A 19515-nucleotide genomic window follows, 5' to 3' on the forward strand; every position below is an offset into this window, starting at 1 on the left:
GCTATTCTCCTCGCAGGACTTCGATGGGACGGATGCGCGCGGTGAGTAGCGCGGGGACCAGGGCGCCGATAATGGCCACGCCGAACACGGCTGCGATGCCGCCTGCGATCACCCCCGGGGACGCGCTCGCGGTGACGGAGCCCAGCAGTTGGGAAGCGCCGCCGAAGGGGCCACCCTGTCCACCGCGGAAACCTCCTCCACCTGCCGCGCCGGCCGAGATGTTGCGGCCGGCGGTGGCCGTGGTGGTGTTGCTGCTGATCAGGGCCGAGGCGATCCCGCCGCTGGCGAAGGATGCGATCGCTGCCCCTACTGCGCTGCCCAGGGCCGCGAGGACCAGTGCTTCGAGGACGAACTGCAGGCCGATGGTGCGGTTGGGTGCGCCGATGGCCTTGAGGACACCAATTTCGCGGCGGCGCTCGCGGACCAGCATCACCATGATGAGCAGGATGATCAGCCCGGCTGTGCCCAGGGCAGCGATGAAGGCGATGAAGGAGATGTTCTTGACGCTGTCAAGGGAGCTGACGGCGGTCTGCAGGTTCTGTCCCTGGGTGACGTCCGCCTTGTCGGTGCCCAGGGCGGCCTGCAGGGCAGTCTTCGCGGTGGCCACGTTGTCCATGGAATTGACCGTGACGATCATGCTGGACAGCTCACCGGGCGTCCCGGCCAGTGCTTGGGCCGTAGGGAGGGTGAGGTAAACAGCGTTATTGCCAAAGGCTGTTCCGGCGTCAAACAGTCCGGTCACGGTGTAGGCCTGGTCATTGATGGTGAAGGTGGAGCCGACCGAGAGGCTGTTCTTCTCCGCCAGGGTGGTTCCCAGCAGCGCCCCGGTGGAGGCTGCCGAGTAGTCGCCCAGCCCGGTGCCCTGGGTAATGTTCAGGGCCTTGCCGGTTGTGTCCACTTCGGCCCCGATCCCCGTGGCGGTGATCGGGAGAGAACGGACCGGCTGCTGGGTGGTACCGGTGGACCCTGCGGTTCCGTTGGCTTGCTGGTTGCGGTTGCCCAGGGTGCCGGCGTCCACCGCGGCTGTGAGGCTGGTGGTCAGGGTGGCCGCAGCCTGGCCGCCGGGACCGCCCTGTCCGGTTTGGCCGCCGGGGCCGGCCTGGCCGGCCTGGCCTGCGGCTGCCTGTGCCGCTGCTGTGGCCGCGTTCCTCAACCGCAGGGAGGTGGTCCCGACGACGGCACTGACGTTGGGCAGGCCGGCGGCAGTGGCTGCCTGGCTGGCCGTGAGGGGTTCACCGCCGCCTTCGAAGCCTTGCCCGCCGGCGGGGTTGACGGTCAGGACGGTGCCGACGGAGGCATTGAGCTCCTGCACCTTCGCTCCGACCGCCTGGTTCGCCACCAGCATGGCCAAGGCCAGGCCAATGGCGACGGCCAGCACCGCTACGACTGCTGCGGTGCGGACCTTGTTTCTGAAGGCATTGCCTACGCTTCGGGCAAGGACGCTCACGTTACTCCTATGACTCAGGTGCCGGCGCGGGGGGCCGGCTTCGCATCAACCCTCGCCGGGCATCCTGTGCGGGAATACGGCCACACCTGTGTCTGGCCTGTGAAGGGTGTTGCTCCTGGGGCAGGACGCAGGAAAGCCCGGTCCTTTTGAAGGACCGGGCTTTCCGCCCGCCGGCGGGTGCCGGCTGTGCTATCGGTATTACTTGGTGATCGGGCCGAGTACGGGATCGTCCGTGTAGGCCGTCTTGACGTTGGCCGAGGTCACGATGACCGGCTCCAGCAGGTAGGCGGGAACCACCTTGTTGCCGTTGTTGTAGGACTTGTCGTCGTTGACTTCAGGCTTCTTGCCTGCCTGCAGGTCCTTGACCATGGTGATGGCGTGCTCAACCAGCTTGCGGGTGTCCTTGTTGATGGTGGAGTACTGCTCACCTGCGATGATCGACTTGACCGACTCAACTTCGGAGTCCTGGCCGGTGACAACCGGGATCGGCTTGCCGGCAGCCTTGACCGAGGTCAGGATCGCGCGGGCCAGGGTGTCGTTCGGGGACAGGACGCCGTCCACGTTGGCGCTGGTGTAGCTGCCGCTGAGCAGGGTGTCCATGCGGCGCTGGGCGTTTTCAGCCTTCCAGCCCTGGGTCACGGCCTGTTCGAAGCTGTTCTGTCCGGAGACGACCTTCAGGGTGCCGTCGTCGATCTTGGGCTTCAGGACGCTCATGGCACCGTTGAAGAACACCTTGGCGTTGGCGTCGTCGGGGGAACCGGCGAACAGTTCGATGTTGTACGGACCAGCGGGCTTCTTCGCCTTCATGCCGTCCAGCAGGGCCTGGCCCTGGAGCACGCCGACCTTGAAGTTGTCATAGGCCACGTAGTAGTCCACGTTGTCCGTGTTCAGCAGGAGGCGGTCGTAGGCGATGACCGTGGCGCCGGCGTCCTTGGCCTGCTTGAGCTGGGTACCCAGCTGGGAGCCGTCGATGGCGCCCACGATGATGACCTTGGCACCCTTGGTGACCATTGCGCTGATCTGGTTCTGCTGCTCCGACACGCCGCCGTTGGCGAACTGGACGTCAGCCTTGAACCCGGCACCGTTGAGGCCGTCATTGAACAGCTTCTCCGCCAGGACCCAGTTTTCACTGGTCTTCTGGGGGAGGGCGACGCCGATGGAGGAGTTCTGGTCGAATCCCGCGGCACCGCTGCTGGACCCGCCGGACGGCTCCGAGCGGCCGCAGCCCGTCAGCGCCAGTGCTGCGATGGCAGCTACCGCTGCGGCCTTTCCTGCTTTACCAAACATTCGCATTGTTGGTTCTCTTTCTTTGTGTGATGGAACGGTATTCAGGCTGCAAACTCAGGCTTCCCTGGCGATCGCTTCCTTGGTGGAGGTGGTTTCGTCGGGCTGGATGGGGCTGCTGGGGCCGCCGGAGGGCCGGTTCATGTTCCGGGTCAGCATGCCGATGATGGAGCGTTTGCCCTGGGACTTGTTGTAGACGTCGAAGGCGACGGCGATCAGGAGCACCAGGCCCTTGATGATCTGGGTAAGGTCGGCGCCAACACCGAGCAGCTGCAGGCCGTTGTTGAGTACTGCCATGACCAGGCCACCGATGATGGAGCCGACCACGGTGCCCACACCGCCGGTCACTGCCGCGCCGCCAATGAAGACTGCGGCGATGGCGTCCAGCTCCCAGCCCACGCCGTCGAACGGGCCTGAGGCGGTGGAGCGGCCCACGAAGATCATGCCGGCCAGGCCGGCCAGGATGGACATGTTCATCATGACCAGGAAGTTGACCTTCTTGGACTGGACGCCGGAGAGTTCGGCCGCGTGCCGGTTGCCACCGACGGCGTAGACGTGGCGGCCCAGGATGGTGCGGGAGGAGATGAAGCCGTAGATCAGGACCAGCACGGCCAGGATCAGGCCGGGGATGGGGAACGACGTACCCGGGCGGCCGGTGGCGAAGAGGTACGTGGCGTAGAGGATGGCGGCGCAGATGAGTACCAGCTTCAGTACGGTGACCCACATTTCGGGGACCTCGGCGCCGAGTGCCTTGGCCCGGGCGCGGGAGCGGAGTTCGCCCACCACGACGAAGACCGCGACGGCGACACCCATCAGGAGCGTGAGGTTGTTGTAGCCGGTGTCCGGGCCCACCTCGGGCAGGTAGCCGGAGCCGATGTACTGGAAGTCGCTGGGGACGGGGATGGTGTTGGACTTGCCCACGAACTGGTTGAAGCCGCGGAAGAGGAGCATGCCGGCGAGGGTCACGATGAAGGCGGGGATGCCCACATACGCGGTCCACCAGCCTTGCCAGGCGCCGATGATCGCACCCAGCACGAGGCCCAGCAGGACGCCGGCCCACCACGGGATACCCCAGTCGCGGATGGCCAGGGCCACCGTGACGCCGACGAACGCGGCAACGGAGCCGACCGAGAGGTCGATGTGGCCTGCGATGATCACCAGCACCATGCCGATGGCGAGGATCAGGATGTAGGAGTTGCCGTTGAAGAGGTTGATGACGTTGCCGGGCGTCAGCGTCCGGCCTTCGGTGGCGAACTGGAAGAAGATGATCAGGGCCACGAGGGCGAAGATCATGCCGAATTGGCGGGTGTTGCCGCCAAACAGCTTTTTGAGGGCGTTCATGGTGTCAGTCCTTGTGTCCGGAAGGTTCTGGAGGGGCCAGAGGGTCAGGCGGCTTTTCGGGTGGCGGAGGTCATCAGCTTCATCAGGTTTTCCTGGCTGGCCTCGTCTTTGCTAAGGACACCGGTGACGGCGCCTTCGAAGATGGTGTAGATACGGTCGGACAGGCCCAGCAGCTCAGGCAGTTCGGAGGAGATGACGATGACTCCCTTGCCCTGGTTGGCCAGCTGCTGGATGATCCCGTAAATCTCGTACTTGGCCCCGACATCGATGCCGCGGGTGGGCTCATCCAGGATCAGCAGGTCCGGGTCGGTGAACATCCACTTGGCCAGGACCACCTTCTGCTGGTTGCCGCCGGACAGCTTGGCTACGCCTTCCTCCACGGAGGGCGTCTTGGTGCGCAGCGACTTGCGGTACTGCTCAGCCACGGTGAACTCCTGGTTGGGATCAACCACCGAGTTGTGGCTGATCTTCTTCAGGGCCGCTGCCACAGTGGTGGTCTTGATGTCGTCGAGGAGGTTCAGGCCCAGGGTCTTCCGGTCCTCGGTGACGTAGCCCAGCCCGGCGTCGATGGCCTGGCGGACGTTCTTCAGGACCACTTCCTTGCCGTCCTTGTAAATGTGGCCGTCGATGAAGCGGCCGTAGGAGCGGCCGAAGACGGAACGGGCCAGTTCAGTGCGGCCGGCGCCCATAAGCCCGGCAAACCCGACGATTTCCCCGCGCCGGACGTAGAAGCTGGAGTTCTTGCAGATCAGCCGGTCCTGCACTGTGGGGTGGCCCACGGTCCAGTTCTTGACCTCGAAGAACACCTCGCCGATCTTGGGGGTGTGGTCCGGGAATCTGGATTCCAGGGTGCGGCCCACCATGCCCTTGATGATGCGGTCCTCGTCCACGCCGTCCTTCTTGACGTCCAGTGTCTCGATGGATTTGCCGTCGCGGATGATGGTGATGGAATCGGCGATCTGCTCAATCTCGTTGAGCTTGTGGGAGATGATGATCGACGTGATGCCCTTGGCCTTCAGGCCCAGCATCAGGTCCAGCAGGTGCTGGGAGTCCGATTCGTTCAGGGCCGCGGTGGGCTCGTCCAGGATGAGGATCTTCACGGACTTGTTCAGTGCCTTGGCGATTTCCACCAGCTGCTGCTTGCCGACGCCGATTTCCTTGATGGGGGTGTCGGGATCGTCGCGCAGGCCGACGCGGGCCAGGAGGTCCAGCGACCGGAGGCGGGCCTCGCCCCAGTCGATGATACCGCGCTTGGTGGGCTCGTTCCCCAGGAAGATGTTCTCCATGATGGACAGTTCGGGGATCAGCGCCAGTTCCTGGTGGATGATCACGATGCCGGCGTGCTCGCTGGCCCGGATGTCCCGGAACTGCTGGATTTGCCCCTGGTAGACGATGTCGCCGTCGTAGCTGCCGTACGGGTACACGCCGGACAGGACCTTCATGAGGGTGGACTTGCCCGCCCCGTTTTCGCCGCAGATGGCGTGGATCTCGCCTGCCTTCACCCGGAGGCTCACGTTCGACAATGCTTTAACGCCGGGGAATTCCTTGGTAATGGACCGCATCTCGAGGATGATCGGATCCGTTTGCGTGGTCTGGGACGTCATGAGCCCTAACCCTCCAATGCAATGACTTCTTTGTCCGGCCGGCAAAGCGCAGGGCCGTCTGAACCAAAAGTAAACTGGATCACAGCTGTTGTCGTCAAGTCTTTAACGCAATTGCTGGATAACGAAATGGTCTAGGACTTGCGAATCCCGGCATGCTGGAACACCAGGGCGGCGGCTCCGAGGGCCTCCGCCCTGTCGCCGAGCGAGGACATGGTGAGGGTGGTGGTCTCGCCAATGACCGGTACCGCATGACGGATTAGGCCGCGCCGGATGGGGTCCAGCAGGATGTCCCCCAAGCCTGCCAGTGGGCCTCCTACCACGATGACCTCGGGGTTGATCAGGTTGGCCACATTCCCCAGGGCGCGTCCTACCGCCAGCCCCGCATCGTCCACGACGCGAAGCGTTGCCGAGTCCCGGTTCAGTGCCTTGCGGACAATGTCCGCAGGCGTCAGGGGCCGGTCCTCACCTCGGCTGAGGAGCTCGATCATGGTGGTGGTGGAGGCGATGGTTTCCAGGCAGCCGCGGTTGCCGCAGCGGCACACCAGCCCCTGCTCATGGATGGTGGCGTGGCCGATTTCGCCGGTGATTCCCACATTCCCGTAGTAGGGGGCGCCGTTGAGGATGAGGCCGGCACCGATGCCCGATCCGATCTTCAGGAACAGCAGGTTGCTGACCCCCGAGTGTTGTCCCCAGGTCACCTCGGACCAGGCGCCCAGATTGGCGTCGTTGTCAACAAACACAGGGATTCTCAAGGTTTCCTCAAGATGCTGCAGGATGTTGATGCCCACCCATTCCGGCAGGATGGCGCCCTGCGCCACCGTCCCCGTCCGGCGGTCTATGGGGCCCGGAATGCCGACGCCGGCCCCCACCACGGAAGTGCGTTCGACGCCGCTTTCACGCAGCAGCTTCTCCAGCAGTGACACCGCGGCCTGGATGCCGTCATCCGCCTGGTGGCCCAGTGGGAGCATGACCGATTCCTCGGCGATCACGTGGTAGCTGAGCGAGGCCAGGACCACCCGCAGGTGCCGGCGGCCGAAGTCGATCCCCACCGCCACGGCACCGTTGCTGTTCAGCCGCACATTCAATGCGCGCCGCCCGGAACTGGTGATGGGTTCGGTCGACGCCAGGCCCGAGTCCAGCATGATTTTGACGATGTTGGAGACCGTTGCGGTGGACAATCCCGTCTGCCGTGCCAGTTCCGCCTGGGTGGCCGGCCCGCCCATCAAGGTCTCGATGATCCGCTGCTGGTTCAGCTGCCGCAGGGCGGACTGCGATCCGGGGTTTTTGGGTTTGCTCCTCGTTGAGCGCGTGGTTGCGGACATGCTAAGAAGATTGCCCTACGTCAGCTCTTGTAGTCAAGAAGTTAACGCAATGAGTGGCGGGGTGCGGTGGTAGGCGGTGCAGCTGGTTGGCGTGCATTCCGACCCGCCGGGGCGCCTTGCAGGTCCAAACGACCCGTCAACCACCGTTTGCGGCTGGCTAGGCTGGAGGACGGAACCAATCCCGGTCCTCCACCTCCGCGTGGACCGGCACAACGAAGGTGGTAACGATGCTGCTGTCCGTCCTGCAGGCCAACGCAGTGGTCCTGGACATCGAAGCCAATCTCCGGACCGTGGACCAGGCCGCCCGCCAGGCCGCGCAGGCCGGCGCCCACCTCCTGCTCACGCCGGAGCTCTTTCCCGTGGGCTACGCGCCGCTGCGGCTGCGCGGCGAACTGGATCCGGCCGCGATCCCCGCGATCCGTGAACGGCTGGCAGGAATTGCCCGCAGCCATGGGATCGCGCTTGTGTACAGCCTTCCGGCCCCGGCAAGCAGTGAGACGGAGTCCGCCGGTGGCACCGGATGGCATATATCAGCCGCCTTGGTGGATGCCGGAGGCAGGGAGATCCTCACCTACGCCAAGGTGCATCTCTTCGGCGACGAGGAACGCAGGGCATTCGTCGCAGCCTCGGAACCTCCCGCCGTGGTGGATTTCCACGGCATCCGCACCTCCCTGCTGATTTGCTATGACATCGAGTTCCCCGAGGCTGCGCGGGCGGCCGCGGCCCGGGGCGCCGAGCTGCTCCTGGTGCCCACCGCACTGTCAACCGGCTTCGAGGCGGTACCGCAGGTGCTCATCCGTGCCCGGGCGCTGGAAAGCCAGCTCAACGTGGCCTATGCGAACCACTGCGGAACCGAGGACGCCTACGTTTTCGGTGGCGGAAGCGTGGTGGCAGGACCTGACGGTGCGCTGCTCGCCGAGGCGGGGGACGGCCAGGCGCTGTTGTTTGCCGAGGTGGATGCGGAGGCGGTCCGCGCCGCGCGGGAGGTGGTGCCGTACTTGCGGGAACGCCGGCCACGGGTGTACCGGGAGTGGGAGGCGGACCTGCCGCAGGAGCGGGGCCTGCCCGGGGACGGCCGGCCCTAGGCTGCGGTCAGTCGGCCCCTGCCACGCCGTCCGTGTATTGCAGCGCGATCCACAGCTCTGCGCGCACCTGGGCCTGGTTTAGGTCCATCTGCAAAAGTTCGCCTAGGACACCGATCTGCCGGCGCACACTGTTCCGGTGCAGGCCGAGCAGTTTGGCGGAGGCGTCCCAGCTCCCGTTCTCGCTGAGCCAGCCGCGGAGGACGGCCAGCAGCGGGAGGCGCCGGTCCGGTTCCAGTGCCAGGACCGGCTGGAGGAGGCGTTCGGCCAGCAGTGTTCCGGCCTCCCTGCCCAGCAACCCGGTAACGGACCAGGACACCTCATCAGCCCGGATACTCCGGCCACTTCGCTGGACCTGGCTGCGGAGGGAGGAGGCGCGCTGGTAAGCGGCTGACAAGCCGGTGAGCTCGGTCGGTTCGCCGACCACCAGGCGCCACCCCAGCTTCTCCACATCTGCGAGCAAGGCATCGTCCACCCTGAGCCGGGTCACGGCGGCGAACCCATAGTCCGTGACCTCCACGAGCTTGGTGTCGAGCATCCGGCGCCATTGCAGCAGCTCCCGGACCGGGCTGTCGCCCGCGGGCCACTGGGGCGCCTCCACATTGATGCCCTGCACGACGCGCATGGGCGCGGACCGGGTGGAGGAAAGGCTCTGTGCCATCAGGTCCTTGAGGCCGTTGAGGTGCCGGGTGCTGCCTGCGGTAAGGCTTTCGGGATGCAGGAGGACGGCGGTAGCCAGCTGGCTTGGGGCCAGCGATCCGCTGGTGCGTTGCCGCACCAGCAGTTCAAGCAGCCCGACGGCGGACTGGACCACGTTGTTCTGCGCAGGCGTCAGCGGAGCGTCGGCGCCGAGAACCAGGGCGCCGAGGTTGGCGTCCTTGGTGCTGCGCAGGGGATGGCCAACCACCAGCGCCGACCGCGGCTGGTCGAAGCTGTCCATCTCCACCCTTGGCCCCCGGCCGGACAGCAGCCGGTCGAGCATGGGTTCCAGGAGGGAAAGGTCGACGGCGGTGCTGCCGCCGGCGCTGGTGCCCCGGGCCCGGACCCGCCCGTCCGCGCCCACCATGACCGCCCACACGGGGACGCGCTGGACCAGCGCGGCCAGGAGTTCATGCTCAGGCCGGGGAGAGAGGACTGCACGCATGAGTTGCCGGTTGGTCTCTGCAAGTTGCCGGAAAACCCGGGCATTGTCGGTTTCCAGGAGTTGGGAGAACTGGAGGCCGATCGCGGCAAAGGGCAGGGATTCCGGCACCTCGAACAACGTGAGGTTATGCTGCCGGCACGCGTCCAGCACCACGTCCGGAACGGCATCGAAGTAGGGCCTGATCCCGAACCCCAGGGCCGCCACTTTGGCCTCCACCAGGCGCCGGACATACGCATCCACCCTGGCCGGCGTGCCGCCGTCGCCCAGGAAGGGAAGCCCGGCGGTGAGCAGGAACTCGCCCTCGGGCAAATAGGGCGTGGGGTCTTCCAGTTCGCTGGGTTCAACCCACCGCAGGAGCCGGCCACCGCTGCCGCCGTCATGGAGCGTTTTCAGCAGCGGCGGCAGCTGGTCAAGGAACTGCTGGAGGGTGACAAAACTCAGCGGTCCGGACTCGGCCGGCCCAGTCGTCATGGTTGCGTCCGGGAGCCGTAAGTGCCGGATTGCGGGATCCGCCGTGTTTGTGCATAAAGTCTCACGGTGGATCACTATAAGTCATTTTGCACCAGGTTGAGAGTTGGCTCACATGCCAGTGTTGGTGAGGGGAAACCAACAACTACTCTGAAGGGACGTCAACGGTGACTGTGCCTGTGACCACCGAAAAGCCCATTGCGCCAAGCGCAGGACGCCCCGGCCTCCGGGCCCAGCTGCTGCGGCGCAAACCAATAGGACAAATGGTCGGCGAAGCCGACGGCGGCGAAGGCGCCCCCAGGCTGCTCCGCAGCTTCGGCGTCCTCCACCTGACCATGATCAGCGTGGGGGCCACCCTGGGCACCGGCATCCTGGTGATCCTCGGCGAATCGGTGCCCCTTGCCGGCCCCGCCATCTGGATCTCCTTCGTTATTGCCGGCCTCGCCGCCCTGCTCTCCGCGGTGTCCTACGCCGAGATGGCGGGCCTGGTCCCGGTGGCGGGCTCAAGCTACTCCTACTCCTACGCCACCTTGGGCGAGGGCATGGCGTGGATCTGCGGCTGGTGCCTCGTCCTGGAATACGCGGTGTCCGTGGCTGCCGTGGCGGTCGGCGCCGGCCAGTATGTCAATGAGACGCTGGCGGCGTTCGGGCAGGTGCTGCCCGACGCAGTAGCCCAGCCACCCGGCGACGGGGGACTGGTCAACATTCCGGCGGTGGCCATCGTGGTGCTGGCCATGGTCCTGCTGGTCCGCGGAGCCCGGGAGAGCGCCCGGATCAACACGGCCATCGTCATCGTCAAAGTGGGCATCCTGCTGTTCTTCTGCGCCGTTGCCTTCACCGCCTTCAACGCAGGCAACTTCCAGCCGCTCCTGCCCATGGGCGCGGCCGGTGTCTCCGCCGCCGCGTCCAGGGTGTTCTTCTCCTACATCGGCTTCGATGCCGCCTCCACTGCCGGCGAGGAAGCCCGGAACCCCAAGCGCGACCTTCCCCGCGCCATCCTGCTGTCCATGGTGATCGTCACCGGCATCTACGTCCTGGTGGCGGTTGCTGCCATCGGCGCCCGCCCCTGGGGCTGGTTCGACGGCACCGAGGCCGCGCTGGTCCAGATCCTGGAGGAGACCACCCACCAGCCGTGGATCGCCCTGGTCTTCTCCGTCGGCGCTGTCCTTGCGATCGCCAGCATCGTCCTCACGGTCCTGTACGGGCAGACCCGGATCCTGTTGTCCATGTCGCGGGACGGGCTGGTCCCCAAGGTCTTCGGCCGGGTCTCCCGGCGAACCGGCACCCCGGCCGCCGGAACCCTCATTGTGGGTACCGCCGTCGCCCTCACCGCAGGCCTGGTGCCCCTCGGCGCCCTGGCTGATGCCACCAGCATCGGAACGCTGTTCGCCTTCGCGCTGGTGAATGTCGCCGTTATCCACCTGCGCCGCAACCGCCCGGACCTGACGCGGAGCTTCCGGGTGCCGCTGTACCCCGTCACTCCCGTCCTGGGCACGCTCATGTGTGCCTACCTGATGGCAAACCTGGGAGCCGATACCTGGGTCGTCTTCGGGGCCTGGATGCTGGTGGGCATCGCCATCTACTTCGGCTATGGACGCCGGAACTCCAAGGTAGCGGCGCTGAGTGAGCTCGACTACCGTGAACTGACCGCCAAGGCCCCGAGCCAGGAACCTGTGAAAGCAGAACTCTCATGACCATCGCCACCGAATTGCCCGCCTTCGACCCCTCCAGCACCTCCACGCCGCCGGCGGACGCAGCCGGGCGCGGCGCAGGCGGGCAGTCAGCGCCCATCACCATGCTGAACCCCGACTTTCCGTTCAGCTACGACCACTACCTGGCCCACCCGGAAGGCCTGGGCGCCGTCCCGCCGGAACTGTACGGCGCGGAGGTGGCCGTCATCGGCGCCGGGCTCTCCGGCCTGGTGACCGCCTATGAAGTCATGAAACTGGGACTCCGTCCGGTGGTCTACGAGGCGGACCAGATCGGTGGGCGGCTGCGCACGGCTGCCTTCCCCGCAGCGCCGGGCGTGGTGGCGGACCTGGGCGGCATGCGGTTCCCGGTCTCCGGCAAGGCGTTCTACCACTACGTGGACCTGCTCGGGCTGGAGACCCAGGACTTCCCCAACCCCCTCGCTGACGTAACATCCAGCACCGTGATCGAGCTAGCCGGCAAGAAGCACTATGCCGAAAAGCCAAGCGACCTGCCGCCGTTCTTCCGTGAGGTGGCCGACGCCTGGAAGGCAGCAGTCAACGACGGCGCCAAGTTCGTGCAGATGCAGGACGCCATCAAGGCGCGGGACATGCCCATGATCAAGGAACTCTGGAACGAACTGCTCCCGCTCATGGATGAGCAGACTTTCTACGGGTTCATCGCGGCCAGCGAGTCCTTTAAGAAGGCAGGGTTCGCGCACCGTGAGGCCTTCGGCCAGGTGGGGTTCGGTACCGGCGGCTGGGATACCGACTTCCCCAACTCCATCCTGGAGATCCTCCGCGTGGTTTATACGGACGCGGACGACCAGCACCGGCTCATCCGCGGGGGAGCGCAGCGGCTGCCCGAGGCACTCTGGCAGCACGCGCCGTCGGACCTGGTTCACTGGCCCGCCGGCACCTCCCTGGCCTCGCTGCACTCCGGCTCGCCCCGCGGCGCCGTGGGCAGGATCAGCCGGGACCCTGACGGCAACCTGCGGGTCCGGGAGCGCTGGGGCCGCGAGGCCAGCTATCCGGCGGTGGTGACCACCTGCCAGTCGTGGCTGCTGTCTACCCGCATCCACACCGAGGAGGCGCTGTTTCCCGCCGAGCTGTGGACCGCCATGGAGAAGTCGCATTACATGCAGTCCTCCAAGACGTTCGTGATGGTGGACCGGCCGTTCTGGAAGGACATCGATGCCGAAACGGGCAACGAGGTCCTGTCCATGACCCTGACGGACAGGCTGAACCGGGCTACGTACCTGCTGGACAATGGCCCGGACCAGCCCGCCGTGATCCTGCTGTCCTACACCTGGAACGACGACGCGCTGAAGTGGCTTGCCCTGGACGCGGACGAACGGGTGGAGCTAATGCTGCACTCGCTGGAGCAGATCTACCCGGGCGTGGACATCGCCGGGCACATCGTGGGCCAGCCCATCACCGTGTCCTGGGAGGCCGACCCGAACTTCATGGGCGCCTTCAAGGCCAACCTGCCCGGACACTACCGCTACCAGCAGCGGCTGTTCACGCACTTCAAGCAGGACAAGCTGCCGGAATCCCAGCGCGGCATCTTCCTGGCCGGCGACGACGTCTCGTTCACCGCCGGCTGGGCCGAGGGCGCCGTCACCACCGGGCTGAACGCAGTCTGGGGCGTGGTGAAGCACCTGGGTGGCTCATCCGCCCCCGGCAACCCCGGGCCGGGTGATCTGCTGGACGAGTTCGGGCCGATCAGCCTGGACTAGCCTTCAGACGCGTGGAGCTCGCGGTGTTTCGCCGCGAGTTCCACGTAGCGCGCCGCATTGGCGCGGACGCCGTCGAACTCCTCATCATTGAGCTCGCGGCGCACCTTGGCGGGCACTCCCGCCACCAGGGAGCGTGGCGGAACAACCGTTCCTTCCAGCACGACGGCGCCGGCCGCCACCAGCGAGCCGGCGCCGATCACTGCACCATTGAGGACGGTGGCGCCCATGCCGATCAGGCAGTCGTCCTCCACCGTGCAGCCGTGCACGACGGCGGCGTGCCCCACGCTGACGCGTTCGCCCACCGTGCAGGGGAAGCCGGGGTCGGCGTGCAGCACCACATTGTCCTGCAGGTTGCTCCCGGCGCCCACGGTGATGGCCGCGGTGTCGGCGCGGACGGAGACGCCGTAGAAGGCGCTGGAGTCCGGGCCCAGGGTGGCATTGCCGATGATCGAGGCCGACGGGGCCACGAACGCTGATTCATGGACAGCCGGGGAACTGCCGGCGAAAGGGTAGAGAGGAACCATGGCTTCACCCTAAGCCACCCCTCGCGGCGGCGGCATCCATGCCGAATGCGACTGCCGCCGCCGGGGAAGGCCTAGTTGAAGACCACCGTGCGGTTGCCGTCAAGCAGCACCCGGTGCTCGGCGTGCCACTGCACGGCCTGCACCAGGGTGCGGCCCTCCACGTCCCGGCCCATCTGGACAAACTGTTCGGCCGTGCGGGCGTGGTCTACGCGGATGACTTCCTGCTCGATGATCGGCCCCTCGTCCAGGGCCGCGGTCACATAATGCGCAGTGGCCCCGATCAGCTTCACGCCGCGGGCGTGCGCCTGGTGGTACGGCTTGGCGCCCTTGAAGGACGGCAGGAACGAATGGTGGATGTTGATGGCCTTGCCGGTCAGGTCGGTGCACAGCTCGTCGGAGAGGATCTGCATGTAGCGGGCCAGGACGGTCAGCTGGATGTCGTGCTCGGCGATGAGGGCGCGGAGCTTGTCCTCCGCCTGGACCTTGGTGTCCTTGGTCACGGGGATGTAGTGGAACGGGATGCCGTAGAACTCGGCGAGGCCTGCCAGGTCCTGGTGGTTGGAAACGATGGCGGGAATGTCGATGGGAAGGGTCCCGGAGCGCTGCTGGAAGAGCAGGTCATTGAGGCAGTGGGCCGAGGTGCTGGCCATCACCAGGGTGCGCACTTTGTCACCGACGGTGTCGAGGTTCCACTGCATGGAGAATGCTTCCGCCACCGGTTCCAGCGCGGCGCGCAGCTCGGACTTCGGGGCTGCCGTGGTCACTTCCACCCGCATGAAGAAGTTGCCGGTGGAAGGGCTGCCGTACTGCTGCGAGTCCATGATGTTGCACCCTGCCACGAGCAGGGCTCCGGCCACGGCGTGGACGATTCCGGGGCGGTCCGGGCAGGACAGGGTGACGACGTACGCTTGGTTCAGCTGCTCATGATTCACGCGTAACAGCCTACCCGCGCCGCGGGTGCCGGTTTTGGTAGGCTGGAAGGGTCGCAACTGGCGTTGGGTGGCTAACCACCAGGGAGCGGCAATCACGAAGACCACGGATCGTACGCCTGGGCCGAGGGTCATGTTTTGCCGGAATTGGGGCTGCCCCTGCGTCAGTGCAGCAGCACCATGCCGGGCTTCCACGCCTGCCATCAACGCGGTGCGGAAGCACGCCAGCCGGTAGCCTGACCTATAGCAGTGCCCGTATCCCTAGCCAGGAGTTCTTCGTGACTACTACAGCCACCTCAACCACAGCCGTCAGCAACCAGCCGCTGGCTGAGCTTGACCCCGAAATCGCAGCAGTCCTTGAGCAGGAGCTTGGCCGCCAGCGCGGCACCCTGGAAATGATTGCTTCCGAGAACTTCGCCCCCCGCGCCGTGATGGAAGCCCAGGGCTCGGTCCTCACCAACAAGTACGCCGAGGGCTACCCGGGCCGCCGCTACTACGGCGGCTGCGAATACGTTGACGTTGCTGAGCAGCTGGCCATCGACCGGGTCAAGGCCCTGTTCGGCGCCGAGTTCGCCAACGTCCAGCCGCACTCCGGCGCGCAGGCCAACGCAGCGGCACTGTCCGCCATGATCACCCCCGGCGACAAGATCCTGGGCCTGTCGCTGGCCCACGGCGGCCACCTGACCCATGGCATGAAGCTGAACTTCTCCGGCAAGCTGTACAACGTCGCTGCCTACCAGGTGGAAGAGGACAACTTCCGCATCGACATGGACAAGCTCCGCGAGCAGGCCATCGCCGAGAAGCCCCAGGTCATCATCGCCGGCTGGTCCGCCTACCCGCGCCACCTGGACTTCGCCGCCTTCCGCTCCATCGCCGACGAAGTGGGCGCGCTCCTCTGGACCGACATGGCACACTTCGCCGGCCTGGTTGCCGCCGGCCTGCACCCGAGCCCGGTGCCATACTCCGACGTCGTCACCTCCACCGTGCACAAGACCCTCGCCGGTCCCCGCTCGGGTGTGATCCTCGCCAAGGAGCAGTGGGCCAAGAAGCTGAACTCCAGCGTCTTCCCCGGCCAGCAGGGCGGCCCGCTGATGCACGTCATCGCTGCCAAGGCCGTAGCCTTCAAGGTCGCCGGCGGCCAGGAATTCAAGGAGCGCCAGGAGCGCGTCCTGGAAGGCGCAAAGATCATCGCCGACCGCCTGAACCAGGCCGATGTCGCCGAGGCCGGCGTCTCCGTCCTTACCGGCGGCACCGACGTGCACCTGGTCCTGGTTGACCTGCGCAACTCGCAGCTGGACGGCCAGCAGGCCGAGGACCTCCTGCACTCCGTGGGCATCACCGTGAACCGCAACGCCGTGCCGTTCGACCCGCGCCCGCCGATGGTCACCTCCGGCCTGCGCATCGGCACCCCGGCCCTGGCCACCCGCGGCTTCGGCGCCACCGAGTTCACCGAGGTGGCAGAGATCATCGCCACCGCGCTCAAGGCAGGCACCAGCGCCGACGTCGAGGCCCTCCAGTCCCGCGTGGACAAGCTGGCCGCAGATTTCCCGCTGTACCCGCAGCACGAGCAGTGGTAACCCATGACTGACACCACAACCGCACAGATCCTCGACGGCAAGGCCACCGCCGCTGCCATCAAGGCCGAGCTGACCGAACGCGTGGCCGCACTCAAGGCCAAGGGCGTCACCCCAGGGATCGCCACTGTGCTGGTGGGCGCTGACCCCGCCTCGCAGCTGTATGTCTCCATGAAGCACAAGCAGTCGGTGCAGATCGGAATGAACTCCATCCAGCGCGAGCTTCCGGCTGACGCCACCCAGGAACAGGTGGAGTCCCTCATTGACGAACTCAATGCGGACCCCTCCTGCCACGGGTACATCGTGCAGTTGCCGCTGCCCAAGCACCTGGACACGGACGCCATCCTGGAGCGCATCGACCCCGCCAAGGACGCAGACGGGCTGCACCCCACCAACCTGGGCCGGCTGGTGCTCAACGTCAACAACAAGATCACCACGCCGCTGCCGTGCACCCCGCGGGGAGTCATCGAGCTGCTCGAGCGCAACGGCTACAACCTCGCCGGCAAGCACGTGGTGGTGGTGGGCCGCGGCGTCACCATCGGACGCTCGATCGGACTGCTGCTCACGCGGCGGGACGTCAACGCCACCGTGACCCTCACCCACACCGGCACCACCAACCTGTCCGAGCTACTGCGGCAGGCGGACGTCATCGTGGGTGCGGCCGGCGTCAAGCACATCGTGAAGGCCGCTGACGTGAAGCCGGGCGCCGCCCTGCTGGACGTCGGCGTCACCCGCGAGACCGATCCGGAGACCGGCAAGAGCCGCGTCTACGGCGACATCGACCCCGCCGCCGCGGAGGTGGCGGGCTGGATTTCGCCGAACCCCGGCGGAGTGGGCCCCATGACGGTGGCGCTGCTGATGACCAACGTGGTGGAAGCCGCGGAACGCGCAGCAGGCGTCGCGGGGTAGTCCCGCCCCAAGGCGTACGACGGCGGCACGGTGCCTTTCGCATGGAAGGTGCCGTGCCGCCGTCGGCCGTTAAGCGCAGCGCAGGCTGCTCCGTGCCCCTACTCCCGGGGGAGTACAAGCGGTACGCCGCCCATCTGACGACTTTGGCAGCGCACGGGAATAGGCTCGGACCATGCAGCGCCGTTTCAGGGGACCGCCCACCGCCGTCATTGTGGTGGTGGTCGCCGTGATCCAGGTGGCGGGCTCGGCGTTCGCTGCGGCGAGGCAGCCCGGCCACACGCCCCTGGACCCCCTGGCAGTGGCGTTGCTGCTGCTCGGCCCCGCCGCGCTGGCTTTTCGCCGGCGCGCGCCGCTGGTGATGCTGCCCGTTGCTGCCGCAGCCACCGCAGCCTACCTTGCCCGGGGCTACGCATGGGGCCCGGTGGTCCTCTCCTTTGCGCTGGCACTGATCCTGACGGCTGCGGCCGGAAAGCGCGCTGTGGCATGGTCCGGGGCCGCGGCGGGAATCCTGGCGTTGTTCCTTGCCGCCGCCCGCAGCGGCGATGAAGCGGCTTTCATCCGCGCCTTCGCCGGGTCCTCCTGGCTGGCCATCCTGGTCCTGATCGGGGAAGGGGTGCGGTTCCGCGGCGAACGGGTGGCCGAACGGCGCCGCCAGGAGGCCGCGGCGGAGCAGGCTGCCCGCGACGAATACCGGCTCGCCCTGGCGCGGGACATCCACGACGTGGTGGCCCATTCGCTGTCCCTGATCAATGTCCGGGCCTCGGTGGCGCTGCATCTGGGCGAGAAGGATCCGGCGCAGTTCCGCCCTGCCCTGGAGACCATCAAGGCAGCGAGCAGGGAATCACTGGCTGAAGTCCGCCAGTTGCTTGGCGTGCTGCGGGAAGATGCGCCGTTGAGCCCCACCAGCCGGGCCAGCCTGGCGCGGGTCCCGGAAATCGTTGACAACGCGCGGCGGGCCGGACTCGAGGTCCAGCTGCAGGCCGGCCCGGATACGGAACACGTTCCCGCTGCTGTGCAGGAAGCGGCATACCGGATCGTGCAGGAGGCGCTGACTAATGTGGTCCGGCATTCCGGGGCGCGGACGGCCGGCGTGACCATCCAAGCGGTGGAAGGGGAGCTGCTGGTGACCATTGACGACGACGGCGCCGGGGCCGGCACAGCGGCCGAAGGCAACGGCATCACCGGCATGCGGGAGCGGGTGGCGGCTTTGCGCGGCAGGCTTGAGCTCGGTCCGGCGCCGTCCGGCAGGGGCTGGCGGGTCCGTGCGGTCCTCCCGCTGGCCGCCGGTGCAGGGCTGGAGGCGGGATGATCAGCATCCTGCTGGCCGATGACCAGAACCTGATCCGGGCGGGCTTCCGGGCGCTGCTGGACGCCGAAGCGGACATGGAGGTCGTGGCCGAGTGCGGGACCGGGCGCGAAGCGGTACGGCTGGCCCGGCAGTGGCGCCCCGATGTGGTCCTGATGGATATCCGCATGCCGGACGGCGACGGCCTGGAGGCGACGCGGCAGATCCTTTCCGACCCTGCGCTGCCGGCCACCCGGGTGGTCATGCTGACGACCTTCGAACTGGACGAGTACATTGCCGAGGCCGTGCGGGCCGGGGCCGCCGGGTTCCTGGTCAAGGACACAGAACCGGCCGAGCTGCTGCGCGCCGTCCGCATAGTCCACGACGGTGATGCGCTGCTGTCGCCGTCGGTGACCCGGCGGATCATGGCCCAGCTTGCACGGCACTCCCGCGCCGCCGAACCGCCGGTGGCCTTGGACCGCATCACCGAACGCGAGCGGGAAGTCCTGCAGCTTGTGGGGGAGGGGCTGAACAATGCCGAAATTGCCGGGCGGCTGTTCATCACCCCGCTGACGGCAAAAACCCATGTCTCGCGGATCATGGCGAAGCTGATGGTCAGGGACAGGGCGCAGCTGGTAGTGCTGGCCTACGAATCGGGCCTGGTCCGGCCGGGCTGGGCAGGCTGAAACCGGTACCCGGTGCAGCCGCCGGCCTCCCGGGGGAGTACGCGGGCCCGTGCAGGTGACTCCCGCCGCCGGACGCGGCAGCGCGGTGCGGCAGCGAGACTCGATACCAGGCCGGATCCCCGGCCTGCCAAGAGAGTCTGGAGAATCGAAATGTTGCCCTCACTGACCGCACTGTCCTCCGCAGGCCCGACCACTGCAGCCCTGTCCACCGCTGCGCAGGTACCCGCCGATACGGTCGTCTACGGACCCTGGCACGGTGCCTTTTCCCCCTGGTTCCTGTTGTTCCCCCTGTTCTGGATCCTGGTCATCGCGCTGTTCATCTTCGTGGCCCGCAGGACCTGGCGCCGCAACCAGCACTGGGCGGCCGCCCAGGGTGCCGAAGGAGTGCTGCGTGAGCGCTATGCCCGGGGCGAGGTTGACGAGACCGAGTACCGGCAGCGGCTGGAGGTCCTGCGCAACGGAGACCACCGGCAGAAGTGACCGGGTCCG

General features: G+C 66.8%; 16 protein-coding genes. 8 read left to right on the forward strand and 8 right to left on the reverse strand.

The annotated features are described in order from the left end of the window. Position 1: 1 nt before the first annotated feature. From ACFVTD_RS06070 to ACFVTD_RS06090, 5 genes are all read right to left on the reverse strand, one after another. On the reverse strand, positions 2-1447 hold the full coding sequence (locus tag ACFVTD_RS06070; RefSeq protein ID WP_387559588.1) for an ABC transporter permease: 1446 nt from the start codon (positions 1445-1447) through the stop codon (positions 2-4). A gap of 198 nt (positions 1448-1645) precedes the next feature. After that, complete coding sequence (locus tag ACFVTD_RS06075) at positions 1646-2740, reverse strand: substrate-binding domain-containing protein (protein WP_387559591.1); 1095 nt, start codon at positions 2738-2740, stop codon at positions 1646-1648. Positions 2741-2788: 48 nt separating this feature from the next. Then, a complete protein-coding gene (mmsB, locus tag ACFVTD_RS06080; RefSeq protein ID WP_387559594.1) occupies positions 2789-4072 on the reverse strand; it encodes a multiple monosaccharide ABC transporter permease in 1284 nt (427 codons plus the stop codon). Between the two features lie 44 nt (positions 4073-4116). Further along, positions 4117-5676: a multiple monosaccharide ABC transporter ATP-binding protein gene (gene mmsA, locus ACFVTD_RS06085; RefSeq protein WP_387559597.1), complete on the reverse strand. Its 1560-nt coding sequence runs from the start codon at positions 5674-5676 to the stop codon at positions 4117-4119. Positions 5677-5807: 131 nt separating this feature from the next. Further along, positions 5808-6998 (reverse strand): ROK family transcriptional regulator, encoded by a 1191-nt coding sequence (locus ACFVTD_RS06090; RefSeq protein ID WP_387559599.1) that lies wholly within the window; start codon positions 6996-6998, stop codon positions 5808-5810. Between the two features lie 227 nt (positions 6999-7225). On the opposite strand from ACFVTD_RS06090, the gene ACFVTD_RS06095 reads away from it, so the two are divergent. Continuing rightward, positions 7226-8083, forward strand: coding sequence for a nitrilase-related carbon-nitrogen hydrolase (locus tag ACFVTD_RS06095; RefSeq protein ID WP_387559602.1), 858 nt, complete (start codon positions 7226-7228; stop codon positions 8081-8083). 7 nt (positions 8084-8090) lie between these two features. On the opposite strand, the gene ACFVTD_RS06100 is transcribed toward ACFVTD_RS06095, so the two are convergent. Beyond that, complete coding sequence (locus ACFVTD_RS06100) at positions 8091-9695, reverse strand: PucR family transcriptional regulator ligand-binding domain-containing protein (RefSeq protein ID WP_387559605.1); 1605 nt, start codon at positions 9693-9695, stop codon at positions 8091-8093. Positions 9696-9955: 260 nt separating this feature from the next. On the opposite strand from ACFVTD_RS06100, the gene ACFVTD_RS06105 reads away from it, so the two are divergent. Then, positions 9956-11386: an amino acid permease gene (locus tag ACFVTD_RS06105; protein WP_387559608.1), complete on the forward strand. Its 1431-nt coding sequence runs from the start codon at positions 9956-9958 to the stop codon at positions 11384-11386. Continuing rightward, complete coding sequence (locus ACFVTD_RS06110) at positions 11383-13119, forward strand: flavin monoamine oxidase family protein (protein WP_387559611.1); 1737 nt, start codon at positions 11383-11385, stop codon at positions 13117-13119. Before ACFVTD_RS06105 ends, ACFVTD_RS06110 begins: the two co-directional genes overlap by 4 nt. On the opposite strand, the gene ACFVTD_RS06115 is transcribed toward ACFVTD_RS06110, so the two are convergent. Both ACFVTD_RS06115 and purU read right to left on the reverse strand, forming a co-directional pair. Further along, positions 13116-13643, reverse strand: a complete 528-nt coding sequence (locus ACFVTD_RS06115; protein WP_387559614.1) for a gamma carbonic anhydrase family protein — start codon at positions 13641-13643, stop codon at positions 13116-13118. The two genes, ACFVTD_RS06110 and ACFVTD_RS06115, sit on opposite strands and share 4 nt — an antisense overlap. Positions 13644-13714: 71 nt before the next feature. After that, on the reverse strand, positions 13715-14575 hold the full coding sequence (gene purU, locus ACFVTD_RS06120) for a formyltetrahydrofolate deformylase (RefSeq protein ID WP_387559617.1): 861 nt from the start codon (positions 14573-14575) through the stop codon (positions 13715-13717). Between the two features lie 275 nt (positions 14576-14850). Between purU and glyA the strand changes: the two genes are divergently transcribed. The 5 genes from glyA (at position 14851) to ACFVTD_RS06145 (ending at position 19506) form a co-directional block, all read left to right on the forward strand. Next, positions 14851-16149, forward strand: a complete 1299-nt coding sequence (gene glyA, locus ACFVTD_RS06125) for a serine hydroxymethyltransferase (protein WP_387559620.1) — start codon at positions 14851-14853, stop codon at positions 16147-16149. Between the two features lie 3 nt (positions 16150-16152). After that, positions 16153-17055, forward strand: a complete 903-nt coding sequence (locus ACFVTD_RS06130) for a bifunctional methylenetetrahydrofolate dehydrogenase/methenyltetrahydrofolate cyclohydrolase (protein WP_387559623.1) — start codon at positions 16153-16155, stop codon at positions 17053-17055. A 172-nt stretch (positions 17056-17227) separates the two neighbouring features. After that, entirely contained in the window at positions 17228-18364 is a 1137-nt protein-coding gene (locus ACFVTD_RS06135; protein ID WP_387559625.1) for a sensor histidine kinase, read from the forward strand. After that, the gene (locus ACFVTD_RS06140; RefSeq protein ID WP_387559628.1) at positions 18361-19026 is read left to right on the forward strand and encodes a response regulator; all 666 of its coding nucleotides are present in this window, start codon (positions 18361-18363) and stop codon (positions 19024-19026) included. The genes ACFVTD_RS06135 and ACFVTD_RS06140 overlap by 4 nt, the downstream gene beginning before the upstream one ends. Before the next feature lie 150 nt (positions 19027-19176). Beyond that, positions 19177-19506 carry an SHOCT domain-containing protein gene (locus ACFVTD_RS06145; RefSeq protein WP_387559631.1) on the forward strand — a complete coding sequence of 110 codons (330 nt, stop codon included), beginning with the start codon at positions 19177-19179 and terminating at the stop codon, positions 19504-19506. Positions 19507-19515 lie beyond the last annotated feature (9 nt).

Origin of the sequence: Pseudarthrobacter sp. NPDC058119 (assembly GCF_042884655.1) — a bacterium.
Taxonomy (GTDB): domain Bacteria; phylum Actinomycetota; class Actinomycetes; order Actinomycetales; family Micrococcaceae; genus Arthrobacter.